This is a genomic window from Enterobacter cloacae complex sp. BZL2005, from assembly GCF_049238885.1.
In the GTDB taxonomy this organism is placed as follows: Bacteria; Pseudomonadota; Gammaproteobacteria; order Enterobacterales; family Enterobacteriaceae; genus Enterobacter; species Enterobacter roggenkampii.
On the sequence record NZ_JBMKGI010000008.1, the window covers coordinates 23015 to 34175 of the forward strand.

11 protein-coding genes are annotated in these 11161 nt (G+C 55.4%); 6 read left to right on the plus strand and 5 right to left on the minus strand.

Translation table 11 applies throughout. The features are described 5' to 3' along the window. Positions 1-54: 54 nt before the first annotated feature. Positions 55-1050 (plus strand): bile acid:sodium symporter family protein, encoded by a 996-nt coding sequence (locus ACOTXI_RS14855; protein WP_008501598.1) that lies wholly within the window; start codon positions 55-57, stop codon positions 1048-1050. Here ACOTXI_RS14855 and ACOTXI_RS14860 read toward each other — a convergent pair. The 3 genes from ACOTXI_RS14860 to zipA all read right to left on the minus strand — a co-directional run bounded on the left by ACOTXI_RS14860 (position 1047) and on the right by zipA (position 4332). Next, positions 1047-1262, minus strand: a complete 216-nt coding sequence (locus tag ACOTXI_RS14860) for a DUF3820 family protein (RefSeq protein ID WP_058653498.1) — start codon at positions 1260-1262, stop codon at positions 1047-1049. The genes ACOTXI_RS14855 and ACOTXI_RS14860 overlap by 4 nt on opposite strands. Before the next feature lies 1 nt (position 1263). Next, a complete protein-coding gene (gene ligA, locus ACOTXI_RS14865) occupies positions 1264-3279 on the minus strand; it encodes an NAD-dependent DNA ligase LigA (RefSeq protein ID WP_058653497.1) in 2016 nt (671 codons plus the stop codon). A gap of 69 nt (positions 3280-3348) precedes the next feature. Further along, on the minus strand, positions 3349-4332 hold the full coding sequence (gene zipA / locus ACOTXI_RS14870) for a cell division protein ZipA (protein ID WP_021241791.1): 984 nt from the start codon (positions 4330-4332) through the stop codon (positions 3349-3351). Between the two features lie 230 nt (positions 4333-4562). Here zipA and cysZ point away from each other — a divergent pair, with 230 nt between their 5' ends. The 5 genes from cysZ to crr all read left to right on the plus strand — a co-directional run bounded on the left by cysZ (position 4563) and on the right by crr (position 9356). Further along, on the plus strand, positions 4563-5324 hold the full coding sequence (gene cysZ, locus ACOTXI_RS14875; protein WP_008501602.1) for a sulfate transporter CysZ: 762 nt from the start codon (positions 4563-4565) through the stop codon (positions 5322-5324). A 163-nt stretch (positions 5325-5487) separates the two neighbouring features. Next, the gene (cysK, locus tag ACOTXI_RS14880; RefSeq protein ID WP_008501603.1) at positions 5488-6459 is read left to right on the plus strand and encodes a cysteine synthase A; all 972 of its coding nucleotides are present in this window, start codon (positions 5488-5490) and stop codon (positions 6457-6459) included. A 317-nt stretch (positions 6460-6776) separates the two neighbouring features. Further along, complete coding sequence (ptsH, locus tag ACOTXI_RS14885; RefSeq protein WP_000487600.1) at positions 6777-7034, plus strand: phosphocarrier protein Hpr; 258 nt, start codon at positions 6777-6779, stop codon at positions 7032-7034. 44 nt (positions 7035-7078) lie between these two features. Beyond that, positions 7079-8806, plus strand: a complete 1728-nt coding sequence (gene ptsI / locus ACOTXI_RS14890; protein WP_008501604.1) for a phosphoenolpyruvate-protein phosphotransferase PtsI — start codon at positions 7079-7081, stop codon at positions 8804-8806. Between the two features lie 40 nt (positions 8807-8846). After that, positions 8847-9356, plus strand: a complete 510-nt coding sequence (crr, locus tag ACOTXI_RS14895) for a PTS glucose transporter subunit IIA (protein ID WP_003861316.1) — start codon at positions 8847-8849, stop codon at positions 9354-9356. A gap of 44 nt (positions 9357-9400) precedes the next feature. Here crr and pdxK read toward each other — a convergent pair whose 3' ends face one another. Both pdxK and cysM read right to left on the minus strand, forming a co-directional pair. Further along, entirely contained in the window at positions 9401-10237 is an 837-nt protein-coding gene (pdxK, locus tag ACOTXI_RS14900) for a pyridoxine/pyridoxal/pyridoxamine kinase (RefSeq protein ID WP_008501605.1), read from the minus strand. A 5-nt stretch (positions 10238-10242) separates the two neighbouring features. Beyond that, complete coding sequence (gene cysM, locus ACOTXI_RS14905; RefSeq protein WP_023325835.1) at positions 10243-11154, minus strand: cysteine synthase CysM; 912 nt, start codon at positions 11152-11154, stop codon at positions 10243-10245. Positions 11155-11161 lie beyond the last annotated feature (7 nt).

Consider the following 11161-nt stretch of genomic DNA (forward strand, 5'->3'; position numbering starts at 1 on the left):
TTATTTCTCAAATGGAAAAAAGCACAATAGCGACATCTGTTTTCAGGAGTCATTATGAAACTATTTCGTATTGTTGATCCGTTTACGCTCACCCTGGTCGTTACCGTTTTACTGGCCTCGTTCTTTCCCGCTCGCGGCGGGTTCGTCCCGTTCTTTGAAGGGCTGACGACGGCCGCCATCGCACTGCTGTTTTTTATGCACGGCGCGAAGCTGTCCCGTGAAGCGATTATCGCAGGGGGGAGCCACTGGCGGCTGCATCTCTGGGTAATGTGCAGCACGTTCATTCTCTTCCCGATCCTCGGCGTGCTGTTTGCCTGGTGGGCACCGGTTAACGTCGACCCGGCGCTCTATACCGGTTTTCTGTATCTCTGCATTCTTCCGGCTACCGTGCAATCCGCCATTGCCTTTACCTCTCTGGCGGGAGGGAACGTTGCGGCCGCCGTCTGCTCGGCATCGGCATCCAGCCTGCTGGGGATTTTCGTCTCCCCGCTGCTGGTGGGCCTGCTGATGAACATGCACGGCGCGGAAGGTAACCTTGAGCAAGTCGGCAAAATCTGTTTGCAGCTGCTGCTGCCGTTTGTGCTGGGGCATCTCTCGCGTCCGTGGACGGGCGCATTTGTGGCAAAGCACAAGAAATGGATTTCAAAAACCGACCAGTCGTCGATCCTGCTGGTGGTCTATTCCGCCTTCAGCGAAGCGGTCGTGAACGGGATCTGGCATAAGGTGGGCGCTGGTTCGCTGCTCTTTATCGTGGTGGTCAGCCTCATCCTGCTGGCAATTGTCATTGCAGTAAACGTCTTTGTGGCACGCAAGTGCGGCTTCAACAAAGCGGATGAAATTACGATTGTGTTCTGCGGTTCGAAGAAGAGCCTGGCAAACGGTATCCCGATGGCCAACATTCTGTTCCCGACCTCGGTGATTGGAATGATGGTACTGCCGCTAATGATTTTCCATCAGATCCAGCTGATGGTCTGCGCGGTGCTGGCGCGTCGCTACAAGCGCCAGACGGAAAAACTGGCGCAGGAAGGAACCCGCGCCGCAAAGGCTTAAGGACGTTTCAGGGGCTGCACCAGCTGGGTCAGCCCCTCGGTTTTGATCAGTAACGCAATCGCCATCAGCTCGCCCAGTCGCCCTGCCGGGAATTCATCCTTACGGGCAAACCACAGCAGATACTCCTCCGGCAAATCAATCAGCCTGCGGCCCTTGTATTTACCGAACGGCATCTTCGTATTGGCGATCTCAACGAGCTGCTCTTTCTCCACGTTACTCTCCTAACAGACGCATCATTTCTGCTTCGTCGATAACCTCAATGCCGAGCTCCTGGGCTTTCGCCAGCTTCGAACCGGCGGCCTCCCCGGCGATCACCAGATCAGTTTTCTTCGACACGCTGCCCGCCACTTTGGCTCCCAGCGCCACCAGACGTGCCTTTGCATCATCACGGGATAGCTGGCTCAGGCTGCCGGTCAGCACCACCGTTTTACCGGCGAACGGGCTGTCGATCTCTTCGGCGTTGACGACGACCGGCGCAGGCCATTTGATGCCCTCTGCCAGCAGTTGGCCGATGACCTCGCGGTTGCTCTCTTCAGCAAAGAAGTTAAAGACGTGCGTGGCGACGACGATGCCGACATCCGGGACTTTCTGTAGCTCCTCGATGCTTGCCTTTTCCAGCGCCTCCAGCGTACCAAAGTACGCCGCCAGCCCTGCTGCCGTCGCTTCACCCACTTCACGAATGCCCAGCGCATAAAGGAAACGGGCGAAGGTGGTCTCTTTTGCCGCTTCCAGCGCGTTAACCACGTTCTGGGCTGACTTTGGCCCCATGCGATCCAGACCGGTTAGTTTACCTGCGGTCAGCCTGAAGAGATCCGCTGGCGTGTGGACGTACTCTTTCTCAACCAGCTGATCGATAATCTTGTCGCCCATGCCGTCAACGTCCATTGCGCGACGGGAGACGAAGTGCTTTAGCGACTCTTTACGCTGCGCGCCACAGATTAAGCCGCCCGTACAGCGCGCCACCGCTTCACCTTCTACGCGCTCAACGTCCGAGCCGCACACCGGGCAATGGGTCGGGAAGACAACTTCGCGCGTATCGTCAGGACGCTCTGACTCCACGACGTTAACCACCTGCGGAATCACGTCCCCCGCGCGGCGAATTACCACTTTGTCACCAATACGCAGGCCCAGGCGGTCGATTTCATCTGCGTTATGCAGCGTGGCGTTACTCACCAGCACGCCGGCCACCTGTACGGGCTCCAGACGAGCGACCGGCGTAATCGCCCCCGTACGTCCCACCTGGAACTCCACGTCGCGGACGAAGGTCATCTGCTCCTGAGCCGGGAACTTAAACGCCACCGCCCAGCGCGGCGCGCGCGCCACAAAGCCCAGCTGCTCCTGCAGCGCCAGCGAGTTCACCTTGATGACCACGCCATCAATATCAAAGCCGAGCGTCGGACGGTCCGCTTCCACCTTGTGGTAGAACGCCAGCACCGCTTCCGGCGAGTCGCAGAGCTGAACGCGGTTGCTCACCGGCAGGCCCCACGCCTTAAACTGCAGCAGACGCCCGAGATGGGTATCCGGCAGCTCGCCGCCCCCCAGAATACCGACGCCGTAGCAGAAGAACGTAAGCGGTCGCTTCGCGGTGATGCGCGGATCAAGCTGTCGCAGCGAGCCCGCCGCCGCGTTACGCGGGTTAGCAAACACCTTACCGCCGGTGCGACGTGCCTCTTCGTTAATTTTCTCGAAGCCCGCCTGGGGCAGAAACACCTCGCCGCGCACTTCCAGACGTGCAGGAATATTGTCACCCTGCAGCTTCAGCGGGATCGCGCGGATGGTACGCACGTTGGTGGTGATGTCTTCGCCCGTCGTACCGTCGCCACGCGTCGCGGCACGCACCAGCACGCCGTTTTCATAGAGAAGACTGACCGCCAGGCCATCCAGCTTCAGTTCGCAGCACCAGGTGAGAGCGTCGCTGCTTTTCAGGCGATCCTGCACGCGCTTGTTAAACGCGAGAAAGCTCTCTTCATCGAAGACGTTATCCAGCGACAGCATCGGTACTTCATGACGCACCTGGCTGAAAGCGCCCAGCGGCTCAGCGCCGACGCGCTGGGTGGGGGAATCCGGTGTAATGAGTTCAGGATGCTGCGCCTCTAATTCGCGCAGCTCGCGCATCAGGCGGTCATACTCCGCATCCGGGACTTCCGGCGCGTCCATAACATGATAGAGATATTCATGATGGCGAAGCGTGGTTCGCAGTTCAGTGAGTTGTTGTTCGATTGAGTCCATATCACACCATCAATGAGAAAAAACCCCCGACATGCGGGGGTTGAGGAGGAGTTGAAGATAACGCGTCGGTTACGCGTTGGCTTCCTTAACTTCGCGGATGCGGTCCTGATACTCACGCAGCTTCTGCGGGGTCATCATGCGACGCTGATCGTCGAGCACCACACCACCCACTTCGTCAGCGATGTGCTGAGCGGATTGCAGCATCAGCTTAAAGTTTTGCAGTTCGTCGCCGTAGGACGGCACCTGCATAAAGATAGTGACACCCGGCGTCACGAAATCGCCCGTCATTTCTGGGTCGAATGTGCCAGGGTTAACCATATTGGCCAGGCTAAATAGCGCCGGGCCGCTACCGTCCGGGCTCAGGTGACGATGGAAGATATTCATATCACCAAACTTGAAGCCGGCCTGTTGAATACTGTTCAGCAGTACGTCACCGTTCAGATGGCTACCGTGATGGGCGGCCACGTTCATGATGATCACCGCTTCTTTACGCTGCGGTTTTTCAACAACCGGCTCTGGCTCTACAACGGGCTCAGGCTCAACGTGCGGGGCCGGAGCGGGCTGCGGCGCAGGTTGAACATGAACAGGCTGCTGCGGTTGATGTACCGGTTGCGCAGGCTGCTGTTGCACAGGCTGCTGCACGGGTTGTTGTTGAACCGGCTGTGGCGCCGCAGGCTGCTGATAGACAGGCTGTTGCGGCGGCTGGCGCACCGGTTCTTCCACAGGCTGTGGCGCTGGCTGGCGCGGCTGTGCAGAAGCATACGGCGGTTGATACTGGTGCTGCGAAGGACGAGGTGCTTCATGCTCCCCATGGCCTACGCCGGGCGCAGTATTGACCCGATGAACACGAACTTCACCCACGCCGTCATCGTCGCTTCCATCGATGTCATCTTCACTGTCATCGTCGTCACGACTGGACTTCATGCGCTTCAGTGGGCGATCGCGAAACATCGAGGAACGCTCTTTACGGCTGGTCCAGAAACCATGTACCAGTAAAGCGATTATGGCGATCGCGCCAACAATGATTAATATCAGACGCAAATCCTGCATCATTATATTCTCTGTTGTTCTAACACCTTGCCACCACGGCAAACATTTACTCACTAAGAGTATTTGCCGTTTACGTCAAGTGCAAGTGTGTGCAGAGCATTCACAGCATAAAGATGAAGGAAATCGTGCTTTTTGCTGGTTTTTCGAACATTTCCGAACTGGTCATTGGTCCGTAAGTGGATAATATAGGCGGGCAATTCCACTGGTTGTGTAAAAAGGAGTACAGCCTGGCTATGGTTTCAACATCTTCTTCTCCCCCGCGCAGCGGCGTCTGGTATTTTTCTCAGGGCTGGAAACTGGTCTCTCTGCCGGGTATTCGACGCTTCGTCATTCTGCCGCTGTTGATCAACATTATTCTGATGGGCGGCGCGTTCTGGTGGCTGTTCACAAAACTGGAAAGCTGGATCCCATCGCTGATGAGCTACGTGCCGGACTGGCTGCAGTGGCTTAACTACCTGCTCTGGCCGGTGGCGGTGATCTCCGTTTTGCTGGTATTTGGCTACTTCTTCTCGACGATTGCCAACTGGATAGCCGCGCCGTTTAACGGTTTGCTGGCGGAACAGCTGGAAGCGCGCCTTACCGGCGCAACACCGCCGGACACGGGCATCCTGGGGATCATGAAAGACCTCCCTCGCATTATGAAGCGTGAATGGCAGAAGTTTGCCTGGTACCTGCCCCGCGCGGTTGTGCTGCTTATCCTCTATTTTGTGCCCGGCATTGGCCAGACGGTGGCACCGGTGCTGTGGTTCCTGTTCAGCGCCTGGATGCTGGCTATCCAGTACTGCGACTATCCGTTCGATAACCACAAGGTGCCGTTTAAAGAGATGCGCACTGCCCTGCGCAGCCAGAAGATCGCCAATATGCAGTTTGGCGCGCTGACCAGCCTGTTCACTATGATTCCGTTCCTGAATCTGTTCATCATGCCGGTTGCCGTTTGCGGCGCGACCGCCATGTGGGTCGACTGCTACCGTGCTAAGCACGCGTTATGGAAATAATGCAAAAATGTGTAAAGCAGGGGTGGCTTATGCCGCCCCTTATTCCATACTGATCCCCATTATTTCCTTGCAGTATATAGATATGCGAATTCCTTACTTCCCCCTACCTGCTTAGCAGGTATGCTGGGTCGGTATCCCAATTTCATACAGTTAAGGACAGGCCATGAGTAAGATTTATGAAGACAACTCGCTGACTATCGGTCATACGCCCCTGGTTCGACTGAACCGTATCGGTAATGGACGCATTCTGGCGAAGGTCGAATCACGTAACCCGAGCTTCAGCGTAAAATGCCGTATCGGTGCAAACATGATTTGGGATGCTGAAAAACGTGGCGTACTGAAGCCGGGCGTTGAGCTGGTGGAACCGACCAGCGGCAATACCGGGATCGCTCTGGCCTATGTTGCTGCCGCGCGCGGCTACAAGCTGACGCTGACCATGCCTGAAACCATGAGCATCGAGCGTCGTAAGCTGCTTAAAGCGCTGGGCGCGAACCTGGTGCTGACCGAAGGCGCGAAGGGCATGAAGGGTGCCATTCAGAAAGCCGAAGAGATTGTGGCCAGCGATCCGGCGAAATACCTGCTGCTACAGCAGTTCAGCAACCCGGCTAACCCGGAAATTCACGAGAAGACTACCGGCCCGGAAATCTGGGAAGATACCGACGGCCAGGTTGACGTCTTTATCTCCGGCGTAGGTACCGGCGGCACGCTGACCGGCGTGTCACGCTATATTAAAGGCACCAAAGGTAAAAAAGAGCTGATCACCGTTGCCGTTGAGCCGACTGATTCACCGGTTATCACCCAGGCCCTGGCGGGGGAAGAGCTCAAACCCGGCCCGCACAAAATTCAGGGGATTGGCGCAGGCTTCATTCCGGGCAACCTGGATCTGAAGCTGATTGATAAAGTAGTCACTATCACGAACGAAGAAGCCATCTCTACCGCGCGTCGCCTGATGGACGAAGAAGGCATTCTGGCAGGTATCTCTTCCGGTGCGGCCGTTGCGGCAGCGCTTAAACTTCAGGAAGATGAGGCCTTTACCAATAAGAATATTGTGGTTATCCTTCCTTCCTCGGGTGAGCGTTACTTGAGCACCGCACTGTTTGCCGATCTGTTCACTGAAAAAGAGCTGCAACAGTAGTGCCACTATGTTAATAACGCGTAAAAAAGCACCTTTTCAGGTGCTTTTTTGTGGCCTGCTTCAAACTTTTGCCCCTCCTGGCATTGCTTCACCCCGTTGGGTCTGGTATTTAAACCAGCAATTATTTTGATGCGTGAAATTAATCAGCGAACGAAATAGCCTTGCTGAATCGATTTTATGATTTGGTTCAAGTCTTGCTTTCGCTGCATAATGTTTAATGACGATCGAAACGTCAGCGCTAACAATACAGGCTAAAGTTCAGTCGCCAGGCTAGACTTTAGTTCCACAACACTAAACCTATAAGTTGGGGAAATACAATGTTCCAGCAAGAAGTTACCATTACCGCTCCGAACGGTCTGCACACCCGCCCTGCTGCTCAGTTTGTTAAAGAAGCGAAAGGCTTCACTTCTGAAATCACTGTGACTTCCAACGGCAAAAGCGCCAGCGCAAAAAGCCTGTTCAAACTGCAGACTCTGGGCCTGACTCAGGGCACCGTAGTCACCATCTCTGCGGAAGGTGAAGACGAGCAGAAAGCAGTTGAGCATCTGGTAAAACTGATGGCTGAGCTCGAGTAAGTTTCCGGGTTCTTTTAAATATCAGTCACAAGTAAGGTAGGGTTATGATTTCAGGCATTTTAGCATCCCCGGGTATCGCTTTCGGCAAAGCACTGCTGCTGAAAGAAGACGAGATCGTCATCGACCGGAAAAAAATTTCTGCCGACAAGGTTGATCAGGAAGTTGAACGTTTTCTGAGCGGTCGTGCCAAGGCATCTGCGCAACTGGAAGCAATCAAAACTAAAGCTGGCGAAACTTTCGGTGAAGAAAAAGAAGCCATCTTCGAAGGGCACATCATGCTGCTCGAAGATGAGGAGCTGGAGCAGGAAATCATAGCCCTGATTAAAGATAAAGGCATGACGGCCGACGCGGCTGCGCATGAAGTTATCGAAGGTCAGGCAACTGCCCTGGAAGAACTGGATGATGAATACCTGAAAGAGCGTGCGGCTGACGTACGTGACATCGGTAAGCGCCTGCTGCGCAACATCCTGGGTCTGGCCATTATCGACCTGAGCGCGATTCAGGATGAAGTGATCCTGGTTGCCGCTGACCTCACACCGTCTGAAACCGCACAGCTGAACCTGAAAAAGGTCCTCGGTTTCATCACCGATGCGGGCGGCCGTACCTCCCACACCTCTATCATGGCGCGTTCTCTGGAACTGCCTGCCATCGTGGGTACCGGTAGCGTCACCTCTCAGGTGAAAAACGGCGATTATCTGATTCTGGATGCCGTAAACAATCTGGTTTACGTCAACCCAACTAACGAAGAGATCGAAAAACTGCGCGCGGTTCAGGAGCAGGTTGCGACTGAAAAAGCGGAACTCGCTAAGCTGAAAGACCTGCCAGCCATCACTCTGGACGGCCATCAGGTAGAAGTGTGCGCAAACATCGGTACCGTCCGCGACGTTGATGGCGCTGAGCGCAACGGTGCGGAAGGCGTTGGTCTCTATCGTACAGAATTCCTGTTCATGGACCGCGACGCGCTGCCAACGGAAGAAGAGCAGTTTGCTGCGTATAAAGCCGTTGCTGAAGCCTGTGGCTCTCAGGCGGTTATCGTCCGTACCATGGACATCGGTGGCGACAAAGAGCTGCCGTACATGAACTTCCCGAAAGAAGAGAACCCGTTCCTGGGCTGGCGTGCCGTGCGTATTGCGATGGATCGTAAAGAGATCCTGCGTGACCAGGTTCGCGCAATCCTGCGTGCCTCTGCGTTCGGTAAGCTGCGCATCATGTTCCCAATGATCATCTCTGTTGAAGAAGTGCGTGCACTGAAGAAAGAGATCGAAATCTACAAGCAGGAACTGCGCGACGAAGGTAAAGCATTTGACGAGTCAATCGAGATCGGCGTGATGGTGGAAACACCTGCGGCGGCGACCATTGCGCGTCATTTAGCCAAAGAAGTTGATTTCTTTAGTATCGGCACCAATGATTTAACGCAGTACACCCTGGCAGTTGACCGTGGTAATGATATGATTTCACATCTCTACCAGCCAATGTCACCGTCCGTACTGAACTTGATCAAGCAAGTTATTGATGCTTCTCATGCAGAAGGTAAATGGACTGGCATGTGTGGTGAGCTTGCAGGCGACGAACGTGCTACACTTCTGTTGCTGGGTATGGGTCTGGACGAATTCTCTATGAGCGCCATTTCCATCCCGCGCATTAAGAAGATTATCCGTAACACGAACTTCGAAGATGCGAAGGTGTTAGCAGAGCAGGCTCTTGCTCAACCGACAACGGACGAGTTAATGACGCTGGTTAACAAGTTCATTGAAGAAAAAACAATCTGCTAATCCACGAGATGCGGCCCAAATTACTGCTTAGGAGAAGATCATGGGTTTGTTCGATAAACTGAAATCTCTGGTTTCTGATGATAAGAAAGACTCCGGAACTATTGAGATTGTTGCTCCGCTCTCCGGCGAGATCGTCAACATCGAAGACGTGCCGGATGTAGTGTTTGCTGAGAAAATCGTTGGTGATGGCATTGCTATCAAACCAACTGGCAACAAAATGGTTGCTCCAGTTGACGGCACCATCGGTAAAATTTTTGAAACCAACCATGCGTTCTCTATCGAATCTGATAGCGGTATCGAACTGTTCGTTCACTTCGGTATCGACACCGTTGAACTGAAAGGCGAAGGCTTCAAACGTATCGCGGAAGAAGGCCAGCGTGTGAAAGTTGGCGACCCGGTGATTGAATTCGATCTGCCACTGCTGGAAGAAAAAGCCAAGTCTACCCTGACGCCGGTTGTTATCTCCAACATGGACGAAATCAAAGAACTGATCAAACTGTCTGGCAGCGTCACCGTGGGTGAAACCCCGGTTATCCGCATCAAGAAGTAATTCTTGCCGCACAGAAAAATGGCGCCTTCGGGCGCCATTTTTGTTTATGCCGGGAGGATAAGCTCGTCGTAGCCTTTCGACTGGGTATACAGCATGACGTCAGTCACCCGATCGCCGGCCATGCGAATGGCATCGGCAACGGTTTTCCCCTCAACAATGCCGCTCACCAGCTCTGAACAGAACAGATCGCCCGTTCCCTTCAGATCGGTCTCTACGCGCGGATGCGCGCTGACGGTGACGCCCTCGCGTGAGACCAGCACCACGTGGATGTTTTGCGGATCGTCGGCAACCGGCGCACTGGTGATCGCCACCCATTTCAGGCTGTCGGAGAGCAGTCCCTGTGCCGCCGCGATGGCGCTTTCCGGCGTGCGGCACGGCTTGCCGCTTAACACTTCCAGCTCGTAGACGTTGGGCGTGATCCCCTGCGCCAGCGGCAGCAGGTGCTCCCGATACGCTTCGGGGATCTCAGGCTTCACGTACATCCCGCTGTCGATATCGCCGATAACCGGATCGACCAGCACCAGCAGGTCAGGATGCTGCGCTTTGACCGCCTTCAGCCACTGCGCCAGCAGGACGATCTGGCTGGCACTGCCCATATAGCCGGTGGTGACCGCCTTAAGCTCGCGCAGGATTTCGCGCTCTTCCAGCGCCTTCAGGTAGCCGCTGAACCACTCGTCGGGGATCACGCCGCCGTAGAAGGTGTCATAGTGTGGCGTGTTGCTGAACAGCACCGTCGGTACGGCGGTGACGTTCAGCCTGTGGGTACGAATATTCGGTACCGCAATGCTGTTCCCCACGCTGCCGTACACCACCTGCGACTGCACCGCGACAATATCGGTTTGCTGTGCCCGGGTATTATCCCGGAATAGAATCATCTCCATGACGCTTAAATCCCCGCCCCCTGCGAATAACTCTCTTCACCAAAGACGCCGGTAGAGAGATAGCGATCGCCGCGATCGCAAATAATCGCCACCACTAACGCACCCGGGTTTGCCTGCGCTACCCGAATCGCACCCGCTACCGCGCCGCCCGAGCTGACGCCGCAGAAGATACCTTCGCGGACGGCCAGCTCACGCATGGTATTTTCCGCCTCGCGCTGGTGAAGATCCAGCACCTGGTCCACAAGCTGTGCATTAAAAATGCCGGGCATATACTCCGCCGGCCAGCGGCGAATGCCCGGAATGCTGCTCCCCTCTTCCGGCTGCAGGCCAACGATGGTGACGGCTTTCGCCTGCTCGCGCAGAAAACGGGATACGCCGGTAATGGTTCCAGTGGTGCCCATGCTGGAGACAAAATGGGTGATGCGCCCGTCGGTTTGCTGCCAGATTTCCGGGCCGGTGGTGGTGTAGTGCGCGTAAGGGTTGTCCGGGTTGTTAAACTGATCGAGCAGTTTACCTTCGCCGCGCTCGGCCATTTCTAACGCCAGGTCGCGCGCGCCTTCCATCCCCTGCTCTTTGGTCACCAGAATCAGCTCGGCTCCGTAGGCACGCATCGCGGCGCGACGCTCCTGGCTCATGTTGTCCGGCATCAGCAGCTTCATGCGGTAGCCTTTCAGCGCCGCAATCATCGCCAGGGCGATACCGGTGTTGCCGCTGGTGGCTTCGATCAGCACGTCGCCCGGCTTAATCTCGCCGCGCTTTTCGGCCTGGACGATCATCGACAGTGCGGCACGGTCTTTCACCGACCCCGCCGGGTTATTGCCTTCGAGTTTGACCCAGATTTCGCTGCCGTTATCCGGCCCCATGCGCTGAAGTTTGACCAGAGGGGTATTGCCGATGGTGTGTTCGAGTGTATTCACGATTTTT

Coding starts and splice junctions, on each gene's coding strand:
- ACOTXI_RS14855 (WP_008501598.1), top strand. CDS start 55: ATGAAACTATTTCGTATTGTTGATCCGTTTACGCTCACCCTGGTCGTT.
- ligA (WP_058653497.1), bottom strand. CDS start 3,279: ATGGACTCAATCGAACAACAACTCACTGAACTGCGAACCACGCTTCGC.
- zipA (WP_021241791.1), bottom strand. CDS start 4,332: ATGATGCAGGATTTGCGTCTGATATTAATCATTGTTGGCGCGATCGCC.
- cysZ (WP_008501602.1), top strand. CDS start 4,563: ATGGTTTCAACATCTTCTTCTCCCCCGCGCAGCGGCGTCTGGTATTTT.
- cysK (WP_008501603.1), top strand. CDS start 5,488: ATGAGTAAGATTTATGAAGACAACTCGCTGACTATCGGTCATACGCCC.
- ptsH (WP_000487600.1), top strand. CDS start 6,777: ATGTTCCAGCAAGAAGTTACCATTACCGCTCCGAACGGTCTGCACACC.
- ptsI (WP_008501604.1), top strand. CDS start 7,079: ATGATTTCAGGCATTTTAGCATCCCCGGGTATCGCTTTCGGCAAAGCA.
- crr (WP_003861316.1), top strand. CDS start 8,847: ATGGGTTTGTTCGATAAACTGAAATCTCTGGTTTCTGATGATAAGAAA.
- pdxK (WP_008501605.1), bottom strand. CDS start 10,237: ATGGAGATGATTCTATTCCGGGATAATACCCGGGCACAGCAAACCGAT.